The sequence below is a fragment of the Actinocorallia sp. API 0066 genome (assembly GCF_020991275.1).
In the GTDB taxonomy this organism is placed as follows: Bacteria; Actinomycetota; Actinomycetes; order Streptosporangiales; family Streptosporangiaceae; genus Actinocorallia.
In genome coordinates, this window is the sequence record NZ_JAJLQY010000002.1 from 656,858 (window position 1) to 683,166 (window position 26,309).

At 70.7% G+C, this 26,309-nt stretch carries 26 protein-coding genes and 1 pseudogene; 14 read left to right on the forward strand and 13 right to left on the reverse strand.

From position 1 onward, the window contains the following. Positions 1-117 precede the first annotated feature (117 nt). Together LO762_RS07755 and LO762_RS07760 are read right to left on the reverse strand one after the other, a co-directional pair. Positions 118-702: a TerD family protein gene (locus LO762_RS07755; protein ID WP_230613529.1), complete on the reverse strand. Its 585-nt coding sequence runs from the start codon at positions 700-702 to the stop codon at positions 118-120. A 30-nt stretch (positions 703-732) separates the two neighbouring features. Next, entirely contained in the window at positions 733-996 is a 264-nt protein-coding gene (locus tag LO762_RS07760) for a GlsB/YeaQ/YmgE family stress response membrane protein (protein ID WP_230613530.1), read from the reverse strand. Between the two features lie 334 nt (positions 997-1,330). On the opposite strand from LO762_RS07760, the gene LO762_RS07765 reads away from it, so the two are divergent. Together LO762_RS07765 and LO762_RS07770 are read left to right on the forward strand one after the other, a co-directional pair. Further along, positions 1,331-2,014: a type 1 glutamine amidotransferase domain-containing protein gene (locus LO762_RS07765; RefSeq protein ID WP_230613531.1), complete on the forward strand. Its 684-nt coding sequence runs from the start codon at positions 1,331-1,333 to the stop codon at positions 2,012-2,014. Positions 2,015-2,356: 342 nt separating this feature from the next. Continuing rightward, the gene (locus LO762_RS07770) at positions 2,357-3,199 is read left to right on the forward strand and encodes a sugar phosphate isomerase/epimerase (RefSeq protein ID WP_230613533.1); all 843 of its coding nucleotides are present in this window, start codon (positions 2,357-2,359) and stop codon (positions 3,197-3,199) included. On the opposite strand, the gene LO762_RS07775 is transcribed toward LO762_RS07770, so the two are convergent. Next, positions 3,181-3,933 carry an AraC family transcriptional regulator gene (locus tag LO762_RS07775; RefSeq protein ID WP_230613535.1) on the reverse strand — a complete coding sequence of 251 codons (753 nt, stop codon included), beginning with the start codon at positions 3,931-3,933 and terminating at the stop codon, positions 3,181-3,183. The two genes, LO762_RS07770 and LO762_RS07775, sit on opposite strands and share 19 nt — an antisense overlap. A 150-nt stretch (positions 3,934-4,083) precedes the next feature. Between LO762_RS07775 and LO762_RS07780 the strand changes: the two genes are divergently transcribed. The 7 genes from LO762_RS07780 to LO762_RS07810 all read left to right on the forward strand — a co-directional run bounded on the left by LO762_RS07780 (position 4,084) and on the right by LO762_RS07810 (position 12,682). Continuing rightward, positions 4,084-5,172: an ABC transporter substrate-binding protein gene (locus LO762_RS07780; RefSeq protein WP_230613537.1), complete on the forward strand. Its 1,089-nt coding sequence runs from the start codon at positions 4,084-4,086 to the stop codon at positions 5,170-5,172. An 80-nt stretch (positions 5,173-5,252) separates the two neighbouring features. Next, the gene (locus tag LO762_RS07785; RefSeq protein WP_230613539.1) at positions 5,253-6,308 is read left to right on the forward strand and encodes an iron ABC transporter permease; all 1,056 of its coding nucleotides are present in this window, start codon (positions 5,253-5,255) and stop codon (positions 6,306-6,308) included. Beyond that, positions 6,305-7,378, forward strand: a complete 1,074-nt coding sequence (locus LO762_RS07790) for an iron chelate uptake ABC transporter family permease subunit (protein ID WP_230613541.1) — start codon at positions 6,305-6,307, stop codon at positions 7,376-7,378. The genes LO762_RS07785 and LO762_RS07790 overlap by 4 nt, the downstream gene beginning before the upstream one ends. Positions 7,379-7,404: 26 nt before the next feature. Beyond that, positions 7,405-8,307 (forward strand): ABC transporter ATP-binding protein, encoded by a 903-nt coding sequence (locus tag LO762_RS07795; protein ID WP_230613543.1) that lies wholly within the window; start codon positions 7,405-7,407, stop codon positions 8,305-8,307. Then, positions 8,304-9,185 carry a siderophore-interacting protein gene (locus LO762_RS07800; RefSeq protein ID WP_230613544.1) on the forward strand — a complete coding sequence of 294 codons (882 nt, stop codon included), beginning with the start codon at positions 8,304-8,306 and terminating at the stop codon, positions 9,183-9,185. The genes LO762_RS07795 and LO762_RS07800 overlap by 4 nt, the downstream gene beginning before the upstream one ends. After that, positions 9,175-10,914 carry an ABC transporter ATP-binding protein gene (locus LO762_RS07805; protein WP_230613545.1) on the forward strand — a complete coding sequence of 580 codons (1,740 nt, stop codon included), beginning with the start codon at positions 9,175-9,177 and terminating at the stop codon, positions 10,912-10,914. The genes LO762_RS07800 and LO762_RS07805 overlap by 11 nt, the downstream gene beginning before the upstream one ends. After that, positions 10,907-12,682 carry an ABC transporter ATP-binding protein gene (locus LO762_RS07810; protein ID WP_230613546.1) on the forward strand — a complete coding sequence of 592 codons (1,776 nt, stop codon included), beginning with the start codon at positions 10,907-10,909 and terminating at the stop codon, positions 12,680-12,682. The genes LO762_RS07805 and LO762_RS07810 overlap by 8 nt, the downstream gene beginning before the upstream one ends. A 169-nt stretch (positions 12,683-12,851) precedes the next feature. Here the strand turns inward: LO762_RS07810 and LO762_RS07815 are convergent, their stop codons facing one another. Genes LO762_RS07815 through LO762_RS07840 form a run of 6 tightly spaced genes read right to left on the reverse strand, consistent with a single transcriptional unit; the run spans position 12,852 to position 16,687 of the window. Next, positions 12,852-14,015, reverse strand: coding sequence for a methyltransferase domain-containing protein (locus LO762_RS07815; protein WP_230613548.1), 1,164 nt, complete (start codon positions 14,013-14,015; stop codon positions 12,852-12,854). An 8-nt stretch (positions 14,016-14,023) separates the two neighbouring features. Further along, entirely contained in the window at positions 14,024-14,890 is an 867-nt protein-coding gene (locus tag LO762_RS07820) for a radical SAM protein (RefSeq protein ID WP_230613621.1), read from the reverse strand. A gap of 36 nt (positions 14,891-14,926) precedes the next feature. Further along, the gene (locus LO762_RS07825) at positions 14,927-15,217 is read right to left on the reverse strand and encodes a hypothetical protein (protein ID WP_230613550.1); all 291 of its coding nucleotides are present in this window, start codon (positions 15,215-15,217) and stop codon (positions 14,927-14,929) included. Further along, a complete protein-coding gene (locus LO762_RS07830) occupies positions 15,214-15,930 on the reverse strand; it encodes an ATP-binding protein (RefSeq protein ID WP_230613552.1) in 717 nt (238 codons plus the stop codon). Before LO762_RS07830 ends, LO762_RS07825 begins: the two co-directional genes overlap by 4 nt. Further along, the gene (locus LO762_RS07835) at positions 15,921-16,304 is read right to left on the reverse strand and encodes a hypothetical protein (protein ID WP_230613554.1); all 384 of its coding nucleotides are present in this window, start codon (positions 16,302-16,304) and stop codon (positions 15,921-15,923) included. Before LO762_RS07835 ends, LO762_RS07830 begins: the two co-directional genes overlap by 10 nt. Next, positions 16,301-16,687: a hypothetical protein gene (locus LO762_RS07840; protein ID WP_230613556.1), complete on the reverse strand. Its 387-nt coding sequence runs from the start codon at positions 16,685-16,687 to the stop codon at positions 16,301-16,303. Before LO762_RS07840 ends, LO762_RS07835 begins: the two co-directional genes overlap by 4 nt. A gap of 225 nt (positions 16,688-16,912) precedes the next feature. On the opposite strand from LO762_RS07840, the gene LO762_RS07845 reads away from it, so the two are divergent. Together LO762_RS07845 and LO762_RS07850 are read left to right on the forward strand one after the other, a co-directional pair. Further along, positions 16,913-18,220, forward strand: a complete 1,308-nt coding sequence (locus tag LO762_RS07845) for a hypothetical protein (protein WP_230613558.1) — start codon at positions 16,913-16,915, stop codon at positions 18,218-18,220. Continuing rightward, complete coding sequence (locus tag LO762_RS07850; RefSeq protein WP_230613560.1) at positions 18,220-18,777, forward strand: GNAT family N-acetyltransferase; 558 nt, start codon at positions 18,220-18,222, stop codon at positions 18,775-18,777. Before LO762_RS07845 ends, LO762_RS07850 begins: the two co-directional genes overlap by 1 nt. A 172-nt stretch (positions 18,778-18,949) precedes the next feature. Here LO762_RS07850 and LO762_RS07855 read toward each other — a convergent pair whose 3' ends face one another. Continuing rightward, positions 18,950-19,735 carry a hypothetical protein gene (locus LO762_RS07855; RefSeq protein ID WP_230613562.1) on the reverse strand — a complete coding sequence of 262 codons (786 nt, stop codon included), beginning with the start codon at positions 19,733-19,735 and terminating at the stop codon, positions 18,950-18,952. A gap of 379 nt (positions 19,736-20,114) precedes the next feature. Next, positions 20,115-20,384 (reverse strand): annotated as a pseudogene (locus LO762_RS07860) (IS1380 family transposase); the annotation flags it as partial. Positions 20,385-20,648: 264 nt separating this feature from the next. On the opposite strand from LO762_RS07860, the gene LO762_RS07865 reads away from it, so the two are divergent. Both LO762_RS07865 and LO762_RS07870 read left to right on the forward strand, forming a co-directional pair. Continuing rightward, positions 20,649-21,524, forward strand: a complete 876-nt coding sequence (locus tag LO762_RS07865; RefSeq protein WP_230613564.1) for a helix-turn-helix transcriptional regulator — start codon at positions 20,649-20,651, stop codon at positions 21,522-21,524. Next, positions 21,521-21,718, forward strand: coding sequence for a DUF397 domain-containing protein (locus tag LO762_RS07870; RefSeq protein ID WP_230613566.1), 198 nt, complete (start codon positions 21,521-21,523; stop codon positions 21,716-21,718). Before LO762_RS07865 ends, LO762_RS07870 begins: the two co-directional genes overlap by 4 nt. A gap of 49 nt (positions 21,719-21,767) precedes the next feature. On the opposite strand, the gene LO762_RS07875 is transcribed toward LO762_RS07870, so the two are convergent. Together LO762_RS07875 and LO762_RS07880 are read right to left on the reverse strand one after the other, a co-directional pair. Further along, a complete protein-coding gene (locus LO762_RS07875) occupies positions 21,768-24,767 on the reverse strand; it encodes a lantibiotic dehydratase (protein ID WP_230613568.1) in 3,000 nt (999 codons plus the stop codon). Then, positions 24,761-24,931 carry a hypothetical protein gene (locus LO762_RS07880; protein WP_230613569.1) on the reverse strand — a complete coding sequence of 57 codons (171 nt, stop codon included), beginning with the start codon at positions 24,929-24,931 and terminating at the stop codon, positions 24,761-24,763. Before LO762_RS07880 ends, LO762_RS07875 begins: the two co-directional genes overlap by 7 nt. A gap of 143 nt (positions 24,932-25,074) precedes the next feature. Here LO762_RS07880 and fxlM point away from each other — a divergent pair, with 143 nt between their 5' ends. After that, a complete protein-coding gene (gene fxlM / locus LO762_RS07885; protein ID WP_255685049.1) occupies positions 25,075-26,295 on the forward strand; it encodes a methyltransferase, FxLD system in 1,221 nt (406 codons plus the stop codon). The last annotated feature ends 14 nt before the right edge of the window (positions 26,296-26,309 follow it).

The window sequence follows — 26,309 nt, forward strand, 5'->3', positions numbered from 1 at the left end:
CCGGGACGGAACCCTGCCAGAGCCGGGTTGCGTCCCGGCGCCCCTTTGTTGGTTCCGCCAGCCCATCCGGAACACCGACAACCGTCCGCTTCAGCGCCGACGAGGGGGAGGGTGGGGCTACTGGATGGCGTAGCGGATGAGGGCGGGGCGGTCGCCCTGTTTGATTTTGCCGGTGCGGTTGAGGACTTCCAGTTGCCAGGAGTCGCCGTTGCGGAAGGCGCGGCAGATGGCGTTGGCGTTGTCGGTGCCGAGGAGGGACGGCCAGATGTCGGCTACCTGGGTGGAGGAGCCGCCGGTGGCGTCGTAGACCTTGAAGGAGACGTTGTTGGCCTTGTCGAAGGAGCTGCCGCGTTTGAAGGCGGCGGCGATGAAGACGATGGAGGTGATCTGGGCGGGGACGTCCGCGAAGGTGACGTGGACGGTCTCGTCGTCGCCTTCGGCGGCGCCCGTCTGCTCGTCGCCCGAGTGCTTCACCGAGCCGTTGCCGAGCGGGTCCAGGGAGTCCAGGCCGGCGAACCGTACGGGGTCCGAGCCGTGGATGAGCACGGCGACCAGGTCGAGGTCGACGCCCTTCTTGCGGCGGGCCCGGCCGATGAACCCTCCGCTGGACCCGGCGGACGGATCCCAGGAGACCCCGACGGCGAGGTGCGTGATGCCGGTGAGGTCGGCCGCGCCGTCGTCCTTGGTGAGCGTGATGGTCATGCGTCTCTCCTTCGTTCGGGTGGTCGCGGCTCAACCGCGCCGGTAGGTCTTGGCCGCCGCGGTGACGCCGACGGCCGCGAGCCCCACCTGGAGCGCCAACTCGATCCAGTCGACGCCCCGCGTGTCGGCGACGCCGAGGACACTGGCGAAGGCCGTGCCGACGAGCGCGGCGACAACGCCGATCACCATCGTGAGCCAGATCGGGATGGACTGCTTGCCGGGCACCACCAACCGCCCGAGCGCTCCGATGATCACGCCGATGACCAGCGCGGAGATGATTCCGGTGACTGCCACGAGCTGTCCTCCTCGGGTCCGCGCGCCGTGGTTCCGTCCACGGCGGGCCCGCACCCGGCGGTCCCCCCGCCGCGCGCAGTTGCTACTACACTAGTAGTAGCAAACATATCCGCTCCCTTCCCCCTCTTCACCCGGGTGTCAACAGACGGCCACCCCCCGGCCGCCTCCAAAGCCCGAACCCGGCCGTGCTCGGCGGGATCGCGGGTCGGGTGAGCCATCGGGATTCTTATCGGTCGTATTGGGGAGCCTATTTTGTGGGGTAGGTGAGGGCGCCTACGTTGAGGACCTCGGCGGCTGAATGTCGGTTCGTCGCTGACAACAGAGGGGGGTTCGCATGTCGAAGGTGCTTTTTGTGGTGACCGGGGCCACCTACTGGACGTTGAACGACGGGACACGGCACCCGACGGGCTACTGGGCGGAGGAGCTGTTGACGCCGTACCGGGCGTTGACCGGTGCGGGGCACGAGGTCGAGTTCGCCACGCCCGGCGGCGTCACACCGGTCGTCGACCAGGGCAGCCTGGCGCCCGACGCCAACGGCGGCGAGGACGTCGCGCCGGAGCTGGCCGGGATCGCCGGGCTGGAGTCGCCGCTGAAGCTGGACGAGGTCGACCTTGCCGACTACGACGCGGTGTTCTACCCCGGCGGGCACGGCCCGATGGAGGACCTGGCGGTGGACGCCACCTCGGGTCGGCTCCTCGTGGCGGCGCTGAACTCCGGTAAGCCGCTCGCCGTGGTGTGCCACGCGCCCGCCGCGCTGCTGGCCGCCACGCTGGAGGACGGCACCTCGGCGTTCCGGGGCCGACGGATCACCGCGTTCTCCAACGAGGAGGAGCGCCAGGCCGGGCTCGCCGACAGGGCGGTCTGGCTGCTGGAGGACAGGCTCCGCGAGATCGGCGCCGACGTGTCGGTCGCCGCCCCCTGGACGCCGAACGTTGTTGTCGACGGCACCCTGGTCACCGGCCAGAACCCGATGTCGTCCGCCCTGATCGCCGACGAACTGCTGAAGCGGCTGGCCTGACCCGGCGGGGAGCCGCGCGGCGAACGCCCTCTTCGACAGCCCGCTCTGATCCGCCACCGACGCGTGGCGGTCAGGGCGGGCTTCGGCGTTCTGGCGGCGCGGTGGACGGGTAGCGGGGGGTCGTGCTTTTGGGCGACCTCATCTTGGTGTTCCGAGGTGGGGAGGCTCGCCGGGGGTGGTGTGGTGGCGGTGATGGGGTTCGTTGAGGGCGGGTCTGTTCGGGGCTAGTTAGGTTAGGGTAACCTAACCCCGCGTGCCCGGTGGAGATCGTCGGTGGCGGGTGAGCGTGGCCGTCGGCGGGTGTTCGGGCTGCCCTTTAGCGACTAGTGAGGCTGGGGAACGATGAAGTTGTGCATCGCGACGGTGTCGATCGGCGGAAGTCTCATCGAGAAGATCGGGGCGATCGGGGCGGCGGGGTTCGACGGGCTGGAACTGCTGGATGAAGACCTGAGGAAGTCCGGGATGTCGCCGGAGGAGTGCGCGAGTCGTTGCGCCGACCTGGGGCTCGCCATCGAGCTGTACCAGCCGTTCCGGCGGGCGGAAGGGGTTTCCGGGGACGAGTTCCGGGAGGTGCTGGCCCGCTTCCGGGGCGAGTTGGAAGTGATGCGCGGGCTCGGCGCCGAGTCGATCCTTGTGGTGTCCAACACCGACGCGGACGCCGACGCCAGCCGTGACCTGTCGGCGAGCCAGCTCGCCGCGCTGGGGGACGCGGCGGCGGAGTACGGGATGACGGTGATGTTCGAGGCGCTCGCCTGGGGCACCCACATCAGCCGGGTCGCCGACGCGTGGGAGACGGTCCGGTACGCGGACCATCCGAACGTCGTCCTGGTGGTGGACACGTTCCACCTGTACGCGGCGGGGGAGGACGTGTCGGTGCTGGCGGGGCTGCCGCGTGACGCCGTCGCGTTCTTCCAGGTGGCCGACGCGCCCTGGCTGGAGATGGAGGTCATCCAGTGGAGCCGCAACCACCGGTGCTTCCCCGGCGAGGGCGAGTTCGACGTCCTCGCGCCGGTCGCGGCGGCGGTCGCCTCCGGTTATCGCGGGCCGCTGTCACTGGAGATCTTCAACCCCGGCTACCGGGAGCGCCCCGCCACCGAGATCGCCAAGCTCGGCGCCGACTCGCTGCGCCAGCTCGTCGCCGACCTCGCGAAGCGGGCCCCGGAGGGTCAGGGCTGGGCGCGGTAGCGGTCGAGGTATTCGGTCGGGGAGATGCCGAAGTGGCTCTTGAAGACGCGGCGGAAGGCGTTCGCGTTCGTGTAGCCGACCCGGTGCGCGACGGCGTCGGGCGCCGCGTTCGAGCGCAGCAGGATCGCGGCCGCCTCCATCCGGTTGCGGATGCGCCACTGCCGCAGCGTCATGCCGGTTTCGGCGAGGAACGTCCGCTCCACGGTACGGACGGACGTGTGCACCGATTCGGCGAGTTTGTCCACACCACGGATGTCGCCGGGGTTGAACCGCAGCGCCTCGGCGATGGTCCGCGCCGGTTCGCTGGACGGCATCGGCAGCACCGCCGACAGCACCGGGCTCTCCTCGATGAGGGCGAGGATCTGCCGGGCCAGGTTCGGCGTCGGTTTGATGATCGTGTTCCACGACACCGTATACGCCAGCATGAGCGTCTGGAGGTCCCGGTCGACGGTGACGAGGGTGGGTTCGGTCAGCGTGGTGGCGGTGTCGGCGGCCTCGAAGAACAGCGGCATCGTCACCGAGTTGGTCTGGACCGTGAACTCGTGTCGCACGCCGACCGGGATCCACAGCGCGTGCCCGGCCGTCAGCGTGCGGCCGCCGCCGTCGACGACGAGGTCGGTGTCGCCGCAGACCTGCCACAGCAGCACGTGCAGGTGCTCTTCGTGCTGCTCGGGGATGGTGACGGCGGGCATCCAGATGCGCCAGGGCGCGTCGCCGTACGTGCGCTGAGACATGCTCCCCACCTCGTGTCGGTTCTGTCGCATTCTGCATGACGTCTGTCGGAAACGGTGCACTGCTCAAAGTTAGGTTCGCCTAACCTTATGCCGGGCGCACGCCGCATCCGTACCCCCAGACGGCGTTGCCGGAATAACCGAGAGGGACCCATGATCAGCTCCACACTCCGCCGCGGCACGCGCTGGCGCCTGACCCCCGCCATCGTGCTGACGACGCTCCTGGCGCTCACCGGCTGCGCCTCGACCGACGACGGCGCCAAGCCCGACCCGGCGGCCAGCGCGCCCGTCGGCCTGCTCCCGGCCGCCGAGGGCACCACGCAGTACCCGCTGACGCTGACGACCTGGGCGGGCGAGACGACCCTCCAGCAGCGCCCCGAGCGGATCGCCGTCATCGGCCTGAACCCCAACGCGGACGCGCTCCAGGGGCTCAACGTGACACCGGTCTACACGCTCACCGACGAGCCCGCCGCCCCCTGGCGCGACACGGCCTGGCTGGGGAAGGTCGAGAAGGTCGACACCGCCACCCGGCGCGACCCGATCAACTTCGAGGGCATCGCCGCGGCGAAGCCCGACCTGATCGTCGCCGTCGGCGCGCTGGAGGGCAAGCCCGACTTCAAGAAGCTCGCCGACATCGCCCCGGTGCTCGACACCAAGGAGGAGGACGGCGTCTCCTGGCAGGACCTCCAGCGTCTGGTCGGCCAGCCCCTGGACCTCAGCGCCGCCGCCGAGAAGCTGGTCACGGCCGCCGAGCAGGCCCTCACCGACGCCGCCAAGGCGCACCCGGAGTTCGCCGGCAAGACCATCACCATCGCGAACGACTACGGCCCCCAGTACGGCCTGTCCTACTACACGGTGGCCGACACCTTCACCGAGGACGTGATGCTGAAGCTGGGCTTCGCCGCGAACCCGAACGCGAAGAGGTTCGTGGACGAGGACGTCGTCTCCGACGAGAACCTGGGCCTCCTGGACGCCGACATCCTGGTCGTCACCTACGTCAGCGACGAGGTCCGCAAGGCCCGCGAGGCCAAGCCGCTCTTCAAGTCCATCAAGGCGGTCGCCGACGGCCGGTACGTCCCGCTCACCCTGGTGAAGGACGAGCCGACCAAGCTCGTGAACACCGCCGGGCAGCAGGTCGACAACGCCGTCTGGGTGCTGCGGGCCGGTGCCAGCTCGGTCAGCCTGCCCTGGGCCGTCAAGGTCGTCACCGAGCAGTGGCTGGCCGGGGCCAAGCTGTCCTGACCAGGATCGCAGGAGGTGCCGGGGCCGGGGCCGCGACGGTCCTGGCCCCGGCACCCTGAACGTCATCGGAAGAGAAGGCAGTGCCGCCCACCTCCCCACCCCAGCCGCTCGTGAAGGGCGCGCCCGTGGCCGTCCCGTCGCTGTACGGACGTCGTGCGGCGGGCCTGCTGGTCATCCTGGCCGCGCTCGGGATCACCGGGCTGCTCAGCGTCTCCTTCGGCGCGAACCCGCTGCCGCCCGTCCGGGCGTGGGAGGTGCTGTGGAGCCGGGACGGCTCGGAGGCGTCGCACATCGTGTGGACGGTCCGGATGCCGCGCACCCTGCTCGGTGTGCTCGTCGGCGCGGCGTTCGGGGTGTCGGGCGCGCTCCTGCAGGCGCTGACCCGCAACCCGCTCGCCGACACCGAGATCCTGGGCGTCAACGCGGGCGCCGGGTTCGCCGTCACGATCGGCGTCGGGTTCTTCGGCCTGACCAGCATCCACGGCTACCTGTGGTTCGCCTTTGTCGGCGGGGCGGCGGCGATGGTCCTCGTCTACCTGATCGGCTCGGCCGGGCGCGCGGCGGCCTCACCCGCGGTGCTCGTGCTGGCGGGAGTGGCGCTGACCGTGATGCTCAACGGGTTCTCCACGTTCCTGACGCTGATCGACGAGGAGACGTTCCGGGCGCTGCGCAGTTGGAAGATCGGCGCGATCGCGGGCATCGGCCTGGACGAGACGGTCGCCGTCCTGCCGTTCCTCCTGCTCGGTCTGCTGATCGCGGTCCTGCTCGCCGGGCCGTTGAACTCCATCGCGCTGGGCGACGACCTGGCGGCGTCCCTGGGCACGAAGGTCGGCCGCACCCGGGTCCTGGGGATTCTCGCGGTCACCCTGCTGGCCGGTGGCGCGACCGCGTTGACCGGCGGCATCGGGTTCGTCGGGCTGATGGTGCCGCACATCGTCCGCTGGTTCACCGGGCCTGACCAGCGGTGGATCATCCTGTACTCGGCCCTGGCCGCACCCGCCCTGGTGCTCGCCGCCGACGTCATCGGACGGGTGATCGTCCGGCCCGGAGAGATCGAGGTGGGCATCGTGACCGCGGTGGTCGGGGCGCCGGTGCTGATCGCGCTGGTGCGGCGGAGGACGGCGAGCGGCCTGTGAACAAGAGCAGCATCGCCTTCGGATACCGCTCCCGCACGGTACGGAACCGTCTGTTCTCCGGCCGGGCGAGCGTCCGGCTTCTGACGGTCTCAGCCGTTCTGTTCCTGGTCGCCGTCGGGCTCGCCGCCGTCGCGCTGACCCACGGCGACTACCCGCTGACCCTCCAGCAGGTGTTCGCGACGCTGTTCGGCGGCGAGCGGGGCTTCGAGTGGACCATCGTCGCCGGGTGGCGGCTGCCGATCGCCATCGCCGCCGTCGTCTTCGGCGCGCTGCTCGGCATCGGCGGCGCCATCTTCCAGTCGCTGACCCGCAACCCGCTCGGCGCGCCCGACGTGATCGGGTTCGACGCGGGCGCGTACACCGCCGTTGTCGTCACCATCCTGGTGATTGACACGCGGAGCTACTGGTACATGGCGTCGGCGGCGCTCATCGGCGGGATGGGGACGGCGTTCGTCGTCTACGTCCTGTCCTACCGGCGCGGCATCCAGGGCTTCCGCATGATCATCGTGGGCATCGGCGTCGCGGCGATGCTCGCGTCGGTGAACACCTACCTCGTCTCCCGCGCCGAACTGGACGACGCGCTCTCCGTGGGGTACTGGGGTGCGGGCTCCATCGCCCGCGTCACCTGGGCCCCGATGATCCCGGCCCTCGTGATCGCCGCGGCCATCGTCGTCTCGGCGGTCCTGCTCGCGCCCGCGATGCGCCGCCTGGAGCTCGGTGACGACGCCGCCGTCACGCTCGGCACGCGGCCGGGAGCCGCCCGGCTCGGGCTGATCGTGACGGGCGTCGCGACGGTCGCCGTCGTCACCGCCGCCGCCGGGCCGATCAGCTTCATCGCCCTGGCGGCACCCCAGGTCGCGCGCCGCCTGACCCGCTCGCCCGGCGTGAGCCTGCTCGCCTCGGCCGCGATGGGCGCCGCCCTGCTGTCCGGCGCGCACCTGCTCTCGCTGCTCATCGCGCAGGCGTACCGGCCGGTGCCGGTCGGGCTGATCACCGTGTGCCTGGGCGGCGGCTACCTGATCTGGCTGCTGATCCGCGAAACCCAACAACGCTACGGGCTCGCCCGATGAGCCCGACGGAACGAACGAAGGGCGAGATGACCGACTCATCCGGGAAGGCGGACCCTGCGGGGGGCCGTCCCCGTGTTGTCGTCGAGGACGCCACCATCGGCTACGACAAGCGCACCATCTCGGACAGGCTGTCCGTGGCGATCCCGGACGGGTCGTTCACCGCGATCATCGGCCCGAACGGCTGCGGCAAGTCGACCCTGCTGCGGGCGCTCGCGCGGGTGCTCACCCCCAGCACCGGAGCCGTGCTGCTCGACGGCAAGGAGATCAGCTCCTACAAGTCCAAGGAGGTCGCGCGTCGGCTCGGGCTGCTGCCCCAGTCGTCACTCGCCCCGGACGGCATCCGGGTCGCCGACCTCGTGGCCCGAGGCCGCGCCCCGTACCAGAACCTGATCCACCAGTGGCGCCCGTCCGACGAGGACGCCGTGGCGGCGGCACTCGCGGCGACCCGGCTGACCGAGCTGTCGGGACGGCTGGTGGACGAACTCTCGGGCGGCCAGCGCCAACGGGTGTGGGTCGCGATGCTGCTCGCCCAGGACACCCCGATCATGCTCCTCGACGAGCCCACCACGTTCCTGGACATCGCCCACCAGTACGAGCTGATGGAACTGTTCCGCACCTTCCACGACGAGGGCAAGACCATCGTCTGTGTCCTGCACGACCTCAACCAGGCCGCCCGCTACGCCGACCACCTGATCGTCATGCGCGACGGACGGATCATCACCACCGGCACGCCGCACGACGTCATCACCGCCGACCTCGTCGAGGACGTGTTCGGGCTGCGCGCCCTCGTCGCGCCCGACCCCGTCACCGGCACCCCCAGCGTCATCCCGCTCGACCCGCGCACCGCGACGGTACGCCCGGTCGAGCCGCACGACGCCGACCCGAACCACGTATCACCCCTACCGCGTCGACAGGAGAGCACCCGATGAACCGCGACAGGCTACCGAGGTTCACCGGCCCGAACCGGACCGGCGAACTCCAGTTCAACTACATGGACCGGCTCGTCCGCCGCGACCTGCGGGTGGCGCGGGTCGAGGACATCACGCCGCGCTACCGGCGCGTCGTGCTGGCGGGCGACGACCTCGCCGACGGGTTCCCGATCGCGCCGTTCTCGCCCGACCACGTCCGGGTGTTCTTCCCCAACCCCGAGACCGGCGAGCTCGTCGCGCCCCGCGAGCAGCCCGACGGCAGGTGGGTCAACGAGGGCGGCACCGGAGAGGCGATCCACCGCGACTACACCGTCCGGGCCTGGGATCCCGAGGCACGTGAGCTGTCGCTGGACTTCGTGCTGCACGGCCACGGCTTCGCCAGCCGGTGGGCGAGCCAGGCGACGCCCGGCGACCCGATCGTCGTCAACGGCCCCAGCTCGAACTGGCGGCTCCCGCAGAACTACCCGCGCTACCTGGCCCTGGGCGACGAGACGGCGCTGCCCGCGATCGCGCGGATCATCGCCGAGGCGCCCGCCGAGGCGCACGTCACCGCACTGATCGAGATCCCCGACGCCAGCGAGGAGCAGAAGCTGACCGGCCCGGCCGAGCTGGACCTGCGTTGGATCCACCGTGACTCCGCCCCCGTCGCCGAGGGACATCTCAGCGCGCTGGAGACCGCGCTCCGGGCGTGGCGGCCCCCGGCCGACCCCGGCACGCTGTTCGCGTTCGCGGCGGGGGAGACGGAGTCCGTCAAACCGATCCGGCGCCACCTGCGCACCGAGGTCGGCCTCACCAAGGACCAGGTCGTCGTCGACGGGTACTGGAGACGCGGCGTGGGTGGCTTCGACCACCACGACGCCGACATCGATGACAACTGACGTGACCGGGGAACGCGCCTGGGGCAGGTTCGAGGCCCCCGCCGTTCCCGACGACGAACCACGGCTGCGCGTCGACCCGTCCTGGACGCCCGCCCAGCTGACCCGGGCCATCATCGGGTCGGTCTGGAAGTACGTCCTGGTAGGTGCCAGCCTGCGCACCCTGTTCAACGTCACGAGCGTGCTGCTGCCCGTCGCGGTCGGCAAGCTCATCGACACCGCCGTCGCCCCGGCCGTGGGCGGCGCGAGCGCCGGGGAGATCGCCGGGCCGCTCGCCCTCTGGACGTCCGTGCTCATCGCCCTGTACGCGTTGATGAACGTCGGCTTCCGGTTCGGCGGCCGGGCCGGGTGGTACGGGGTGCAGCGCGCGCACTTCGAACTCTCCCAACACACCCTGAGACGGGTGCTCGACGAGCGGGACCTGGGCGCGTCGGCGCACCCGCCGGGACGGCTGCTCTCACTGACGACCTCCGACACGTTCCAGGCTTGCCAGTCGGTGTACGTCTCGGTCTATCCACCCGGTGAGCTGATCGGGCTGCTGGCCGCCGCAGGTGTGCTGTTCTGGGTGCATCCCGCCCTCGGTGTCGGGACCATCCTGGTTCTGCCGCTCGTGCTGGGGCTGATGCATCTTGCCGCCTATCCGCTGCGGCGGCGCAGCAAGTCCGAACAGGCGGGCCTCGCCGACGCCGCCGCCGAGGCGGCCGACCTCGTCGCCGGGTTCCGCGTCATCCAGGGGCTGCACGCCCAGCCCACCGCCACCGACCGGTACCGGAAGGTCAGCCGGGACGCGCTGCGCGCCAGCCTCGCCGCCCGCTCCACCGAGGCGGCGTTCGAGGGCGCGAGCACCGCCATCGGCAACGTGTTCGCCGCCGTCGTCACCATCGGGGCGGCGCTGCTGGCCTTCGGCGGGCACATCACCGTCGGGCAGGTCGTCATGGTGTCGTCCATCGCGATCACGCTGATCGGGCCGCTCGACGCGCTGATCTCCGTGCAGGGCTCGATCTGGGCCATGTCGCAGGCGTCGGCGGAACGCGTCCTCGAACTGCTCGCCAGCCCGCGTCAGCGGACCAGCCCGGCGGCGGGCGCTCCCGACGGGGCGGCGGTCCTGGAGTTCCGGGACCTCGCCCTGACCGACGGCCTGGTTCTCGACGGACGTGTCGATCCCGGCGAGTTCGTTGTGCTCGACCTGCCGCACGCCGCCCGAGGCGCGCTCGGCGACCTCCTGACGCTCCGGGCCACGCCGTCCGCCGGAGAGATCACGTTCGCCGGGCTCGCCCCCGCCGAACACTCCTCAAAACACTGGCGCGAACGGGCGCTCGTCGCCCCGCACACCCCGGCGCTGCTGCCGGGCACGGTGCTGGACAACGTGCGCGCGACCGGCGACGAGCCCGTCCCGGCCGACGCCGCGCTCACCGCCCTCGCGGTGGCGGCGCTGACGGCCGAGGAACTGCCCGACGGCTACCACACCGCCGTCGGCTACGGCGGATGGCAGCTCTCCGGCGGGCAGCGGCAGCGGATCGCGCTGGCCCGCGCGGTCGCCGCCGACGCCGAACTGCTGGTGCTCGACGAGCCCACCACCTCGGTGGACGCGGTCACCGAGCAGGCGATCGCCACCGCCGTCCGGGCCCGCCGGGCCGGGCGGACCACCCTCGTGCTGACCTCGGCGCCCGCCTTCCGGGCGGTCGCCGACCGGGTCATCACCGGCAGACGGGAAACGAAGATCGATGTCTGAGGTCACCGTGGACGGGCGCCGGACGCTGCCCGTCGCGTCCGGCCGCACGGTCGCGGCCCGCCTGTGGCGGATGCTCGCCGGACGCCGTCTCGCGCTGGGCGGGATCGTCGCGCTGTTCCTGGTCGAGGCGGGCCTCGCGCTCGTCTTCCCACTCGTCATCGGCAGCCTTGTCGACACCGTCATCGCCGCCGACGGGTCGGGTGTGCCGGGGTCGTTCTGGTGGCAGGTCGGGCTGCTCGCCGTGACCTCGGTGGCGGCCGGGGTGGTGGCCTGGGTCGCGATGCGGGCGCTGGCCCGGCTCGCTGAGACGCTCGTCGCCGAGCTGCGGGAGAGCTACGTCGGGGCGGCGCTCGACCTGCCGCGCGCGACGGTCGAGGCGGCCGGGACCGGCGACGTCGTCACCCGCGCGTCCGACGACATCGCGCAGGTCTCCGGCACGCTGCCCGAGGTGCTGCCGCAGCTCACCGTCTCGATCCTCACCATGAGCCTGGTCGCGGGCGCCCTCGCCGTGCTCGACCCCTGGTTCCTGGTGGGCTTCTCCCTCACCATCCCGCTTTACGGCCTGACGGTCCGGTGGTACCTGCGCACGGCTCCGGCCGTCTACGTCGCCGAGCGCGCCGCCGAGTCCGCCCGGGGCCACGACGTCCTGGGCACCCTCACCCAGCTCCCGACGGTGACGGCACACCGCCTGGAACACCGCCAACTGGCCCGCATCAAGGCGGCGACCTGGCTGACCGTCCGGTGGGCGATGCGCACCCGAATCGTGCAGAACCGCCTGTTCGGCTACCTCAACGTCGCCGAGGCCCTGGGCCTACTAGCCGTCCTGGGCATAGGCGTCCGCCTGGCCCTGACGGGCGAGACCACCACCGGCGAAGTCACCGCCGCCGCCCTCCTCTACCTCCGCACCGTCGCCCCCATCGCCGAACTCCTCTTCCTCCTCGACGAACTCCAGTCCGCCCTGGCCTCCCTGAGCCGCATCATCGGCGTCACCACCCCCCCAGAACCACTCACTCCGAACAAGGCCACGCTCGTAAAGCACCCGGCCTCGGGCCCGAGCGAACACGGCGCGGCCGTCGAGCTGAGGGGTGTGGATTTCGCTTATCGGGCGGGACGGCCCGTGCTCTCCGCGATCGACGCCCGGATCGAGCACGGGACGGTGCTCGCCGTGGTCGGCGCGACGGGGTCCGGCAAGTCCACCGTCGCCGCGCTGATCGCCGGGATTCACGAACCCACGGCGGGCGACGTCGTCCGCCGGGTCGATCCACGCCGAATCGTCACCGTCACCCAGGAGACCCACGTGTTCGCCGGGACGGTGCGCGACAACCTCACCCTAGCCGCCCCCGACGCCTCCGACGCCCAGGTGCGCACCGCCCTGAAACAGGTAGCCGCCGACCACATCGTCGACCTCCTCCCCGACGGCCTGGACACCGAGGTAGGCGACGGCGGCCACCCCATCACCCCCGCCCAGGCCCAACACCTGGCCCTGGCCCGCCTGGCCCTCGCCGACCCCCTCCTCGTCATCCTGGACGAGGCCACCGCCGAAGCCGACACCGCCGACACCGCCGTCCTGGACCAAGCCACCGCCACCATCACCAAGGGCCGCTCCGCCCTCGTCATAGCCCACCGCCTCTCCCAAGCCCGAACCGCCGACCAAATCCTCGTCCTGGATTCCGGCCACCTAGTCGAAACCGGCACCCACACCGACCTCATCACCACAAACGGCCGCTACGCCACCCTCTGGACCGCCTGGTCCACCAACCGCCCCTGACCCCGCCGGGCCGACGCAAACCCGTCGGCCCGGGTTCCCCCTGGCCTCCGGCGCTCCTGCCCACGCCGCACGAGCGACCGAAGCGGTCGCGGCCGGGTTCACCCAAGGCGAGCAGAGGCCCAGGATCAAACGAAGGCCCCGGATTCCGGAGTCGGGCACGTGCTCCTTCTCAGCCCGCGCGGTGCAGCCGCTGGCCCTGGGGCGTGACGGTGAGGCGGTAGCTGTCGCGTCCGGGGCGGCCCGCGCGGAGCCAGCCGAGGTAGGCGGCCTCAACCAACGACCACAGGGGGACGTCGGCGCTCTGCCGGACGTCGAAGCGCTCCGCGTCACGCGTCCAGTAGACGTCGGCCCAGCCCTCACCGCCGGGCCTGGCGACGGAGACCCGCTGCCGCCAGGCCGCGCCGTCACGCTCCCAGCCGGTGTCGAGCACAAGCGGCCCGGTGGCCTCGGTGATGGCAAGCTGCGCACCCGGCTCGGCCTGCGCGACGAGCCGCGGGTCAAGCCCGGTCACGGTGTCGGTGGCCGCGCCCTGCCGCTCGATCCCGTCGACCCGCTGGCTCCGCAGCATCATGAAGCCGCCATCGCCGGTGAGTCGACCGACAGCGGTTCCATCACCGAGAACGTCAAGAGCCAGGAGGTGGCCCCAGGCTCCGGCCCACGGCATCCACGGCAGCACGACCAGGCCGCCGGGCCGGGTCTGCTCGATCCAGGCAGAAGGGATGTCGCGGACGCCTGCTGTGACGTGAATCCGGTCATAGGGGCCGCCGTCAGGATGCCCGGCGGTGCCGTCGCCGATGACAAGGCGCGGCTCGCGCCCGGCTGCGGCGAGGTTGCTCGCGGCGGTGTCGGCGAGCCCGTCGTCGATCTCGATGGTGGTGACGGCTTCGTCGCCGAGCCGCCACGCCAGGACCGCGGACGTCCAGCCGGTGCCGGTGCCGACGTCCAGGACGCGGTGGCCGTCGCGCAGGCCGAGGGCGTACAGGAAGCGGACGGCGACCGTGGGCGCCGACAGCGAGCAGGTCGGCGGCGCGGTGGTGTCGGTGACGTCGGCGTTCCCGTCGCTCCGCTGGGTGATGATGGAGGCGTCCTCGTAGACGGCGTTCCACCAGTCCGTCGTGTTCGAGCGGCGGTCGATGGGTCGGCTGGCGCCGTGCCGGCCCTGCGCCTGGGCGTAGCCGGTGTCGGGCACAAAGAGGTGGCGCGGGACCTCGTGCAGCGCCGTCCGCCACAGGCGACTGGCATGGTCGCCGTCGTTGATGACGCCTGCGGCGGCGAGGTGGTCGCCGAGTCCGGTGGCGCGTTCCCGGAACCGCACCGAGGTCCACACGTCCACGGGGTCTCCTAGTTCTTGCCGGGGGCGGGCGGGGGGAAGTCGTTGGGCTGGCAGACCTGGCCGCCGGGGTCGCAGCCGGGCGTGCGGCTGGGCTCGCAGTTCCCGTCGCCGTTGGGGAGGCAGGTGACGGGGTCGCAGGGCCCGGCGTGCACACCTTCCCGTGGCGGGACGAGCCTGTCCAGCAGCCCGGCCAGCCCTTCGGCGCGCACGTCGCCGAACGCCTGGGCGCGGGACATCGGGCAGCCCGCGACAGCCCCGTCCGGCAGGATCCCGGCGACGCCGTGGCCGCAGTTCCCGCACAGTTCGGAGATCTGGCCGCCAAGCCTGCCGCCGGTCGGCCGTCCGATCATCCGCATCCGATCGACGCCGATCTCCCGGACCCCGAGCCGGGTGAGCAGGGCCTTGGCTTCGGTGACCCGCTGGTCGGGCAGGACCCGCACGATTCCGGCCCGAACCGGGATGTTCAGGGCGAGCGCCCGCTCAAGGGTCGCGACGGTTCGGCCAAGGGTTCTCCGCCCGGTGATCGCGGCGTGCTGGTCGGGGTCGTCGCTGTAGAAGGAGGTCGCGATCGAGACACCCGGCCGGGCGAGGTAGCCCCAGGTCGTCCGAGGGATGTGGACGAGGTTGCTGTACACCTCCACCTGTCGGCCGCAGGTCAGGGCATAGGCCAGCAGCACTTCGAAGGACGGCGAGAGGGTGGGCTCGCCTCCGATGAACTGGATCGCGGGAATGCCGAGCGCGGCGGCCTGGTCGATGACGCCCATCCAGTCGATGGTCGTCATGATGCCGTGCCCGCGGTCAGGCCCGGAGTCGGCGTAACAGTGGGCGCAGGCAAGCTGACACCTACCGGTGATCTCCAACTGAAGCAAACGCACTGAGTTCAAGAGCTGCCTCCTGATCGAACACGTCGGCTACAGCGCCAACGCCATCGCCGTCAACAAATAGGGCGCGGCCTCCCGCGCGGAAAGGCGATCGAAGTCCTTGCCGTCAGCCCGCGCCAACGCCACGGTCAGGCGCATCCGCGCTTCCTGGAACACGTCATACGCGTCGGCCGTGCCAGGCGGCCAGCCCTCACGGCCAAACGCCAGCACCTCACCCATGTCGGTGCCCGCCGCCTCTGCGGTGTGGTGAAGGATCAGGAGGGCTCGCCGAGCTTCGGCGACTTGGCTGTCGACGGCCTCAGGCCAGTGCCGGTTCGTCACGGCGTTCGTGCCTCCGTGGGTCTGGAGTCGGCGGCGCGGCAGCAGGGCGGGCCCCCGGCCAGATAGGACTGTGCGGACTGCGCGGTGCAGAAGGCGCGGGCGGCGCGGTGCCGGGCGGAGACGGCGTCCGCCTCCAAGGCGGCCTCAAGTTCTCCCCACGTGGCGAAGGCGAGGGATTTGTCGGGCTGGTCCCGACGCGTGGCGGTCCATACGTCTTCGCCGTTCCGGACCGTCCACCAGCCCGGGTAGCGCAACTCCAGCCGCGCCAGCACCACCCCGTCCTGAAACGTGCCCGTACGTCGGTTTCCTCTGCCCTCCGGGTGGGCCAAGGGCGGCGGCGCGTGCCGGTAGACGGCAAGGCTCACGGTGGTGCCGTGGCGGCGGGAGACGCTGACCTCGTCGGCGAGCCGCCGCACCGCTCCCAGCCCGAAGCCCTCCTCCCACACCTCGGTCCCATGGTCGTGGACCGTGGTCCGGACCGCCCGCGACTCGACCCTGACGGTAGCGGTGACCGGCGGCACCCCGTGCCGAACGGCGTTGACCGCGATCTCCTCCGTCGCCGTCACCAGCCGCATCGTCGCCCCGGCCGAAAGCCGGTGGACCTCCGCCACCCGCCGAACCACAGCCCTCAACACACACGTGGATTCGACAGCGTGCAGCAGCAGCACGGTGGGCCGCGCGCACAGCACGCCGTCGTAGGAGCTCAGCCGCATCCGCGCACCCTCCCTCGACGGCGCGCGTCCATGCGCAGACGACGGGCACGCCGCGGCGGCCGGACGGCAGCCTCGGCGAGCGTGCGCAGGCCACGCTCGTAGCTTCCGACGATCATGCTCGCCAGCCCAGACGGAATCCCCTGCTGCCGCAGAACCCGCTCAGCCGCGGTAACCGCCAAGAGTTGCGCGACCTCAGGCCGCAAGGCGGCGCAGCCCTGCGCCCCTGCCAAGCCCCGCAGCGTCAGCTCCAACCGGCCGACCAGCGTGTCAGTGGTGCCGGTGAGCATCGCCGCGCTCTCCAGCGCGCCCCGCATCGCGGCCGCGGCGAGCCCGGCGGCCTGGGAGACGCTGAGCGTCGCCGGAGGCCGGGTCACGGCCCCGTCCCGGGCGTCTGGCCGGAGCGCGCGCGGCGGCGGGCGATGACGCGGGCGGTGGCGTCCGTCAGCCAGTCGGGGTCGCCCGTGGTGACGAGCCGCTGGCCGTCCAGGAGCAGGGCGACGTGTTCGCCGCTCACCTCCGCGACGATCTTGATCGAGGCGCCGACGACGAGCCCCCCTCCAGACCAGTCGGACTGGATGCCGTGACGGGACATCAGATAGGACGCGAGCTCGATGAGCACGTGGTGCGCGCGTGCCTCATCGATGAGCGCCTGGCCGCGCAACGCCTCGTGGAGCTCTTCCTCGGTCGTGCCGAAGACCGTCATGGCAAGCCCGGCGTACATCTGCTCATCCGTGAGATCGTCGTGCCGAGTGGCCATCCACGTGCCCTTGTCGGACCGCCAGAGAGTCCAACCAGGCCAATCGGTTCTGGACTGGGGCCGTTCCTTGGACGCGTACACCGTCAGCGCCTCCTGGTAGCGATTTGGTTGCGTCCAGTCAATTGCGGTGCAGGCCCTGTCGCCATGGGGATACTGGGAGTACGCAGGGGCATCTCGGGTTACCCCTGCGTGCCCCAACTTGGACCGTCGCGAAGGGCTTGCGCGATGAGTAGGGATGACACGCTGAAGGCGTGGGCACGACGACTGAAAAAGCACCGGACCGACCGGCTGTGGTCCGAGACCGATCTCGCCACGGAGATGAAGAAGCTCCGCGCGGATCTGCCGTCTGTGGACACGCTCGCCCGCACGATTCGCAGGTCCTGGGAGACAGGGGCGCACCTGCCCACCCCCCGGTACCGGATGCTGCTCGCCCGAGTGTTCGCGACCGATGAGGACGCGCTGTTCGGCGACAACGAGCCGGTCCTCACGCCCGCAGATGTGGACGACGACGTGAGGCGCCGCGAGCTCCTCGGCCTGCTCGGCATCGCGGCCGCCGCGCCCATCGTGGGCGGCTTCGAGCCGCTGCGGGTGCGGATCAACGAGGCGCTCACCGGAGCACCGACCGTCGCCGACGCCGACGAGTGGGAGCGGGTCGCCGCTGATTACGCCCTAGAAGTCGGCCGGGTTCCTACGAGCCAGGTGCTGCCGGACCTCCTCACCGACTTCGCCGAGCTCGGCACGGCGCTCGGCGCAGCGAAGGGCCTCGTCAGGCACCAGCTCCTGCGCGCTTCGGCTGAGCTGGCCGCGCTGACGGCGATCGCCCTGTCTAGTGCCGCCGACTATCGGGCATCGAACCGGTGGTGGCGCACTGCGGCGCGGGCAGCCGATGAGAGCGGCGATCGGACCACGTCCTCCTTGGTGCGTGGCCGACATGCCGTCTTCAGCCTGTACGACCGTCGACGCTCGCCAGTCGACGTCGTCGCCATCGCGGGCGAGGCCATCACGGTGGCGGACAACCAGCCCTGCGTAGGGGTCGTCAGCGGGTACGCCGCCACGGCGCAGGCGTATGCACGTCTGGGCAGGCACGATGCCGCGTCCGCAACGGTGGAAGCGTTGCAGGACCTGTTCGGGCGGCTGCCGGATCCGGTGAAGGCGGCCCGGGCCGGTCAGTGGGGGTGGGGAGAACAGCGCCTGCACCATGTCCTGAGCGACGTCCACACGCATGCCGGGGACATCGAGCGAGCGTTCGCAGCCCAGGATGCGGCGTTGCGCCTCTACCCCGTGACGGGCTCCCTGGGGCGGACTCAGGTCGAACTCCACCGGGCCGGTTGCCTCATCCGTGCCGGCGACGTTGATGAGGGCGCGAAGCACGCGGTTCGGGTGTTGCGGGCGCTGCCGCCTGATCGGCGGAGCGATGGCCTGGTTCGAGCCAGCGCGCTGACGGCGCTGACGATGGGCGAACCGATGGTTGCGCATCGACCCGCGTTCCGGGAAGCGTATGAGGTTCTCACCCTCGAACCGGGAGACCTCTGATGGGCCTTGTCTTCAGCCGCTACGGTTCCGTCGAAACACTTCAGATCGCCGACGACGTCATCGTTCCGCTGTGGGAGGCGACCCACGCCGACGTGATCGACCGGCCCTTCTACTCGACGGATCGGTTCGTCGAGCGCCTTCGCGGTTACGCGGGGGCGCCGACGTTCGAGTTCGTCATCGCCTACCGTGATGGCACCGCGCTGGGCCTCGCGTTCGGGTACGGGCTCGTCACCGGGCGGTGGTGGGAGGGCCTGGAACCGTCGATCGAGCTCCCCGAGGGGTTCACCGACGAGCGCGGCGGCGGCCGAACCTTCGCCTTCAACGAGCTGATGGTCATCCCGGAGGCACGCGGCCAAGGCGTGGCGCACGCCCTACATGACGAACTGCTACGCGGCCGACCAGAGGAGCGGGCGACGTTGCTGACGCGCGAGGACAACGTCTCAGCACAGTCCGCCTACGCCCGATGGGGATGGCAGAAAGTCGGCAAGCTGAAGCCATATCCGGACTCCCCGAACTTCGACGCCTTCGTCCTGCCACTTCCGCTTCCGCCGCACTAGACGACCCGCGCCGGGAGCTGGTCGCGAACATCCACCCGTACCACCAGTAGGAGCTTGGCGTAGCGATGCGGGCGTTTTTAGCGGACGATGACGCGCGTGCCGTCCGGCCAGCGGTTGGCGTTATATATCGCGGCCTGTGAGAAGAAGAATTCGTGAGGGAGGTGGGACGCGTTTACTTGTAGGCCGCGCTGATCGAGTCGTTCGGGGTCGCGGCGATGGCTTCGATGAGATCGTGGGACAGCAGGGCCGCGATGAGGTCCGCCGAGCCGGCCACGTGGGTGGAGTCGAGATCGATCTCGGTTGCGACGCACCAGGCGTGGTCTTCAGGCCAGAAGATGCTTGGAGACTGGGGGAAGAAGTGGCCATCCCGGTAGTTGCCCAGAACCGTCACGGAGTTGAGGGGGCCGGTCATAAGCGCGTAGTCACGCGTGGGCATGCGCACACGGGGGGCGCTGAGGACATCGGTGAGGAAAGCCGGAGGCGAAGAGGAGGAAGGAGCCTCGTCTCCGGGACCCTCAGCCCGTAGTTCCGCGCCGTCCCTCTCCGGTGTCAACCATCCCCAGCCTTCCCACACACAGAACCAGCAGGTCTGTGGCGTAGAGGTGTGATCGGCGAGGAGTGCGCAGAGGGCCGCAAGTTCGGTCTCGGGAAGGTGGCCGATGCGGGGCGACTCATCGAAGGGGGAGTCTCCGGTCTGGCCGCCAGGCGCGCGGTCGGAGATCTCGGAGAACAAGGACTCGGCATGCAGTTCACGCCCCGACCAACGCGCGATCGCATCCCAGCGTACGGGCTGCTCGTCAGAAGACTCGGCGGGGTGAAGGACACGGGCATATGCGTCGTATCCGCGGGGAACCAGTGAGGCAACGTTGTACTCGCTGAGCGCAAGCCGGTCAAAGAGCCACGCAGCGGGCTTCGTGTTTTGGGCAACGACCGGATACGGCGTGCACGGGTTCAACATGCAAGCACTCTCCTCATCCTCCTAACATCCGTGATGTTGTGAGTACCGCTGCCCTTGTAATGCCCCCGAAGTGGGTGCTGATTGGCTCTCCGTAGAACCTTCTGGGCTTCCTTCACCTCTCTAAACAGAAGACTAGACCGTTCGCCCACTACCGGGCTGCCGGTTTTCGACTGAAAGACCCGGATCTCTGATCGGAACTCGACTGCGTCAGACGCCCATTCGCAGGTGCCGGGCATGAACGACACTAGCCTCGATCTTTCGTGATGTTGGTCGGGGTCGCGTAGTGACCCGACCAACGCCGCTTTTCAGCTGGTGGGGCAGCGTAGTGTCCCGGCTGTCGCGCCGGGTGTGCGGGGTTCCACGGGCCCTGGTGGTGCCACACGTGCTCCCGAGCCGCACGCAACCGCGCCAGCACCTTCGTCCCGCCATCGGCCAGAGTGCTGACCAGCCGAGATACCGTCGGATCCGACGCCACCGGCCCGAACACCTCCGGACACTCGCGCAGAACCGCGATGTCCGCCAGGCAGTCGCCGCCCAACGCGACCGCCACCGCCAGATTCGCGAAGACCTTCCCCGGCTCATGGACCGCCCGGCCCTTCCGCCACGGCGCGAGAGTCTCAAGAGGACAACGTCTCAGCACAGTCCGCCTACGCCCGATGGGGATGGCGGAAAGTCGGCAAGCTGAAGCCAGATCCGGACTCCCCGAACTTCGACGCCTTCGTCCTGCTACTCCCACTTCCGCCGCACTAGACGACCCACGTCGGGAAGCCAGTCGTCACGGGTGGCAGTGCCACGCTCTCGATGTAGCGCTATCCACTAATGAAGAGGAATTCTAGACGTAGTGCTTCTGTGTACGGATAGCCTGACCCTCGACGTTCGCCGTACGGGGACGTCGCCGAGCACGGGAGAGCCGATGATCAGCCCCTACGTCCGCCGTCTCCGACTTGCCGACGAGCTCATCCGCGTACGGACCGCGAAGAAGATCACCCATGACCAGCTCGCCAAGATGATCAAGGGCCATCGTCCGACGATCAGCAAGCTGGAGAACGGCCACATCGCTCCCAATCTTGATGACGTGTTCAAGATCCTGGAGGCTCTTGAGGTCACCGGGGATGAGTGGGAGCTGATCGTCCGGATCGCCCGTGAGGCGGCCGAACGCGGCTGGTGGGAGCTCAAGGCCAAGTCCATGGGCGAGCGGCAGGCTCTCTACGCCAACCTGGAGGCAGGGGCGAACCGCGTCCGCGAGTTCCAGCCCGCCGTGGCGCCCGGCCTGCTGCAGAGCCAGGAGTACGCCGGCGCCAGGCTGAAGGCGGGCTGGACCCAGGGCAAGGACGGAGTGACCATCGAGGGCATCCTCGACGGGCGGAAGGGCCGCCAGCGGATGTTCAACCGGCCCAGCGGCCCGCTGTATGAGGTGATCCTCGACGAGGTCTTCGTCCGAAGGGCCTCCGCGCCCCCGGAAGCCCTGGCTCGCCAGTTCCAACTGCTGGCGGAGAAGGCCGCCGAGCAGAGGATCAGCCTGCTGATCCTGCCCTTGGACGCCGTCATCCCGACCTTCGTCGTTCCAACCGTCACGTTCTCGATGTACGACTACCCCGAAGACCCGCCGGTGGTGGCCGTGGAGAACGTCGGCGCCGACTACGTGGCCACCAGCCCCGAGGAGGTCAGCCGCTACGTCGACCGGTACAACCTGCTCCGCGATGCCTGCCTCACCCCGAACGACAGCATCGAGCTCTTGATCACATCAGCAGACCGGCTGCTGACCAGCCCAGAGAAAGAAACGACATGAACCGCGAGCAGTTCCCCACCTGGCGCAAGTCGACCTACAGCGACCACGACGCCAACTGCGTCGAAGTCGCACCAGGCTCCCGGGGCGCTATCGGAGTGCGCGACAGCAAGGACCCCCACGCGCCCCACCTTGTCTTCACCCCGGTCGCATGGCGGACCTTCCTCACCGCCGCCCGCCGCACCCAACGGCGATAAGCACCGCACCACGACCAAGCACGGGCCGGATCGGTATCGACGGGTGCCGTCACGGTGATGTTGTCGACCGGTTGAGGGCGAGAAGGTCGGCGGCCAGGGCGGTGGCGATGCGTTCGGCGTCGGCGTCGCCCAGCAGCCGATTGGCGTGCATGTGGGTGAGGGCCCCCGCGCCGGTGGGGCGCTGCGTTGGTCTCACCGCGGCCCGGTAGGCGGTCAGGGCGGTGTGGCGGGCCGTCCACAGGTCGGTGGCGGAGCCGGCCCACACCGTGTCCGGCGGCATGGTGCCGTCGTGCTGCCGTCCAGCGGCTCGTACGGCTGCGCGCAGGGACTGGAAGCGGCGGCGGGCGGTCCGGTCGAGGTGGTGGCGGTCGAGGGCTGCGGGGTCGCCGTCGGCGATGGCGGTGGTGATCGCGGCGGCGGACAACGCCGCAGCCACGACCCGCTGTTCAGAGTCACCGGTCGTGGGCAGCAGCGCCAGGACCAGGCTGCTGTCTGCGGCGAAGACCCGCTCGGCAGCGGCGATCGCGTCGGTGCCGCCGTAGCGTTCGATCTCCTGGTCGTAGGACTGGACGGTGAAGGCGCTCGCCAGGTGCTGGCGCTTCAGCTCAGCGCACCATTCGGACAGGACCGGTAGCACCACGCCGCCCAGGGCCGCGGGTTGTCCGTGGAAGCGGATCCTCAGGTGCGGCCCGTGCACAGGGTCGGTGTAGCGCAGCCAGAAGCACGACGCGAAATGGCCTTCCAGCTCCCGGTTGACCACTGCGAGCTGCTCCAGGACCTCGTCCTGGCAGGTGCGGGGAGCAGGCAGGTGCAGCGACAGCCATGGCCCGCCGGGCAGGAACAGACCCTCATCGGCGGTGCGGGGCGGCGGGTGTGCGCGTGCCCCGTTGACGCCGGGTGACGGGCGCGGACGAGGTTCGACGGGGATCACGAGTTCGAGCACATGCCGCCCGCCGGGCCCTGTGGCGACGGCCTGGACGGCATCGGGTCCGCCGGGAGGTTCGCAGACCGCACGCAGACCGCGGCGGACGTAGCGGCGCAGCAGTTCCCGGTCATCGGCGCGGCGCAGGTCCAGCGGGAGGCGGTGATCGCCGTCGTCGGTGACCACCACGTCCGGCGGTGCGGGCAGCGTGGTCGTCCGCCACGCCTGCAGCGCCTGTCTCCACAGGTCGGCACCGTGGGCTGCCTCGGCGAGCGAGGGCGGCAGGAACCAGCGGGCGGGGGTGAGGATCGTCCGGCCGTAGCGGATGCGCGGCTGGAACGGCCCGGCGGCGGTCGGCCCCCAGCACCAGGGAGTCAGCAGAACGGTTCCCGAATGTCCCAGCAGCTGCAGGAACCGGGCGATCGGCGGCAGCAGGTGGGCTGCCAGCCGCGAGTACAGCACTGGGATGACCTGCTGGTTGTGGCGGACCGACCAGCACGTCAGCCGACGGCCGTCCGACACCAGGTGAAGGTCAGCCAGATCGACATCGAGAACGGGGTCAAGGTCACCGGGGCGGTCGGCGACCCCGACCGGGATCCGGTACCGGGTGAACCCGGTGGGCGGGGCGAGAGCGGCGGCGTTGGGGACGCAGGCATCGGCGACGATTTCCGCGATCAACGGTCCGGGGCCGTCGTTGGACGGGCCGGGCCAGGCGTCGGGCAGCAGACGGGCGAACCGGCCGATCGTGGTGCCGGCCCGCTGCGGCCCCGGCGGGACCACCGCCAGTTCCCACCGTCCCGCCGCCAGCGCGTCGGAGCTGGAGGAGATCACCCGCACACTGATCTCGGCCGGGCACGCCGGAAGCCCACCTCGGCCGCCATCCAGCCGGGTCAAGGTCGCCTCGTCCAGGATGATCTCGGTACGGCCGCCCGTCAACGCGCCGGCGACCAGCTCCGCCAGGGCATGGTGGCGGCGCTCGGCTGCCAGAGCGTGTTTCTCGGCGGCCTGCTCGTCCGGTCGGCGGTGGGGTTCGATGCGGTGGCTGTCGATACCGAGGCCCGTCGCGGCGTCGGTCGCCTCCAGCAGCGGCACCAGACGGCCGGGCCGGTACCGGGTGACGAACCGCTGGTGCCACTCGGCCAGTTCGATCATCGGGTCAGTAGCCCGCCACAACGCCGTCGCCGCTCGGGCGGCCTCCGCCAGCAGGGCGGCGGGAACGGCGATGTCGGCGTCGGCGGCGACATCCACGCTCAGCGGCCGGTCGACCAGGCACAGGCCGTCCGCCACGTCGCGGGCGCGCACCAGCAGCGGCAGCCGGGCCGGGTCGCCGACCCGATGCCGGTCCGCGTCCGAAAGGAGCCTCCGTAGCCGCGTGAGATGCGGTGCCGCGGCGTGCTCGGGACCGATCTTGCCGGCCAGATGGCCCAGCGGGTCCTCGGTGATCCGCGCGGGCAGCAGGTCGGCCAACAGAAACCCGCCGCGCACCAACTCCAGCAGAGCGGCCCGCACGACGGAGGCGGGCACGGGCCAGCGCCGCATCACCGCATCGACCACGCCGGACCCGGACGCTCCAGAAGAGCACAGCCGCAGGATCTCCACGCTGGCCGCCGTGGCACGGACGGTGACGCGCCGCGTCCGCCACACGTTCTCCAGCGCCTGGCCCCGGCGCACGATCAGATTGCTGGCCGTCAGATGCAGCCGGTCCACGAGCAGGGGCCCGACGTCGGGGTCGGCCATCACCTGGTCGCAGAACGCCGCCAACCACGCCCCGCTTGGGTTGGTGCGGCCCCGATGCGCCTCGCCCAGCCGCAGCAGGTCCGGTTCGTCTTTCCCGGCGATGCGCGCGGTGGCCACCGCGGAGAACGCTCCATGCGGCGTCGGTCTCCACCGTGACCGCAGATCGTAGGCGCGGCGAGTCAACTCCCGGCGGCTGGGCGCGGCCGCCGGGCCGGTCGAAGACGCCGTCGGGGCCTGCCGCGACGCCAGGAACATCGCCTCTGCGAGGACCCCGTCGGGCGGTCCGGCAGGGCCGGGTTCGGCGGGACGCAACGGCAGCCGCGCCAGCACCGCGGGCGCGCTGGGGATCACGAAGGCCGCTGCCGTCGGGCGGCGACCCCCGATCAGCACTTCGTGTCGCTGGTGCAGCCGTCGTTGGTGCAGTCCGCCGAGCAGGTGTTCGGAAGGTCCTCATCGGGCTCCCCGACACGCAGGTCGAGCCGGAACAGATCGGCTGTGGCCTGGTCGAAGTCCGGGAACGCACCTTCGGGGCTGGCGTCAGTGATGTCGCTCATACCCGGAGGCTACGGAAGCTAATCGGGCTACGGAAGCCAGACGGTTAGCTGTTGCGGGTCAGCGACCAGTAGCGGCCACGGAGGGTCGGCAGTCGTTGTCGGGATAGGCCACGGCCAGTGTCGTCGTTCGATACTTTGTGGCCATGGTGAACGCCACGGAGGTGAGTGACGAGGCTGGCCGGCTTCGTGCTGCGATGGTTGAGGCGTGGCCGCCTCTGTCGGAGCGGGTCGATCGGGCTATGCGCGCTTTGCCGCGTGAGCGGTTTCTGCCCGGAGTTCCGTTGGAGCGGGCGTACGCCGACGACATCATCACCACCCACCGCGACACCGACGGCACCGTCCTGAGCTGCACCACCCTGCCGAGTTGCGTGGCGACCATGCTGGAGCGACTCGACGTGCGGCCCGGCCACCGTGTTCTGGAGATCGGCGCCGGAACCGGCATCAACGCGGCCCTGCTGGCCCACCTCGCCGGGCCGGACGGCCACGTCACCACCATCGACGTCCTGCCCGACGCCGCCGACCGGGCACGCCGACATCTGGTCGGCGCCGGCTACGCCAATGTGGAGGTCATCTGTGGCGACGGCGCGGACGGCCACCTGCCGGGCGCACCCTACGACCGGATCATCGTCACAGCCGGGGCCTGGGACATCCCACCCGCCTGGACCCAGCAGGCCGCGCCCGACGCCCGCATGGTGATCCCGCTGCGCATCGCCGGCTTCACCCACGAAGTCACCCTCCACCGAGGCCAGCAGCCCGGAGGGCCGCTGTGGACCAGCAGCCACTCCCGCCTCTCGGGGTTCATCAAGATGCGCGGAGACGGCCACCACGGCGAACGCGACGTCCCCATCGTGGCCGGCGGCCAATCCGAACTCCGCGTAGAAGCCGACCTCACCCTCGACCAGGCCGCGCTCGTGCGCGCCACCAGCGGCCCGCCCGCGCGGCGATGGACCGGAGTGCGGACCGCCGACCTGCGGCTGCCGGGCCTGGAATTCTGGCTGGCCCGCCCGGGCGGCCTCTGTCGCCTCATCAACCGCCGCCCCGGCCACGGACTCGCCCCCGCCACCGGACAAGGCGGTAGCCTCGCCGTCCTGCACCCCACCGGCGACACCTTCGCCTACCTCACCCTCGGCCCCGCCCAGGACGGCGACACCAAGCGCGAACTCGGCGTCTACGCCTACGGAGCGCACAGCGACCTGCTGGCCGACCAAGTCGCCGCGCAGATCCAAGAATGGGGCGCTGAGCAGGCGCCCGCCGCCACGTCGATCGAGATCCACCCCGCGGAAGCACCCACCCCGTCCCTGGACGAGGCCCTGCTCACCGTCGCCAAGGACCACACCCAGATCGTCGTACGCACCTCGCGATAGAAGCCAAACAGGCA

Coding starts and splice junctions, on each gene's coding strand:
- LO762_RS07840 (WP_230613556.1), bottom strand. CDS start 16,687: ATGGCCACTCGGCACGACGATCTCACGGATGAGCAGATGTACGCCGGG.
- LO762_RS07805 (WP_230613545.1), top strand. CDS start 9,175: ATGACAACTGACGTGACCGGGGAACGCGCCTGGGGCAGGTTCGAGGCC.
- LO762_RS07850 (WP_230613560.1), top strand. CDS start 18,220: ATGGGCCTTGTCTTCAGCCGCTACGGTTCCGTCGAAACACTTCAGATC.
- LO762_RS07795 (WP_230613543.1), top strand. CDS start 7,405: ATGACCGACTCATCCGGGAAGGCGGACCCTGCGGGGGGCCGTCCCCGT.
- LO762_RS07880 (WP_230613569.1), bottom strand. CDS start 24,931: ATGAGCGACATCACTGACGCCAGCCCCGAAGGTGCGTTCCCGGACTTC.
- LO762_RS07870 (WP_230613566.1), top strand. CDS start 21,521: ATGAACCGCGAGCAGTTCCCCACCTGGCGCAAGTCGACCTACAGCGAC.
- LO762_RS07865 (WP_230613564.1), top strand. CDS start 20,649: ATGATCAGCCCCTACGTCCGCCGTCTCCGACTTGCCGACGAGCTCATC.
- LO762_RS07855 (WP_230613562.1), bottom strand. CDS start 19,735: ATGTTGAACCCGTGCACGCCGTATCCGGTCGTTGCCCAAAACACGAAG.
- fxlM (WP_255685049.1), top strand. CDS start 25,075: ATGGTGAACGCCACGGAGGTGAGTGACGAGGCTGGCCGGCTTCGTGCT.
- LO762_RS07775 (WP_230613535.1), bottom strand. CDS start 3,933: ATGTCTCAGCGCACGTACGGCGACGCGCCCTGGCGCATCTGGATGCCC.
- LO762_RS07755 (WP_230613529.1), bottom strand. CDS start 702: ATGACCATCACGCTCACCAAGGACGACGGCGCGGCCGACCTCACCGGC.
- LO762_RS07830 (WP_230613552.1), bottom strand. CDS start 15,930: ATGCGGCTGAGCTCCTACGACGGCGTGCTGTGCGCGCGGCCCACCGTG.
- LO762_RS07845 (WP_230613558.1), top strand. CDS start 16,913: ATGAGTAGGGATGACACGCTGAAGGCGTGGGCACGACGACTGAAAAAG.
- LO762_RS07810 (WP_230613546.1), top strand. CDS start 10,907: ATGTCTGAGGTCACCGTGGACGGGCGCCGGACGCTGCCCGTCGCGTCC.
- LO762_RS07765 (WP_230613531.1), top strand. CDS start 1,331: ATGTCGAAGGTGCTTTTTGTGGTGACCGGGGCCACCTACTGGACGTTG.
- LO762_RS07780 (WP_230613537.1), top strand. CDS start 4,084: ATGATCAGCTCCACACTCCGCCGCGGCACGCGCTGGCGCCTGACCCCC.
- LO762_RS07770 (WP_230613533.1), top strand. CDS start 2,357: ATGAAGTTGTGCATCGCGACGGTGTCGATCGGCGGAAGTCTCATCGAG.
- LO762_RS07800 (WP_230613544.1), top strand. CDS start 8,304: ATGAACCGCGACAGGCTACCGAGGTTCACCGGCCCGAACCGGACCGGC.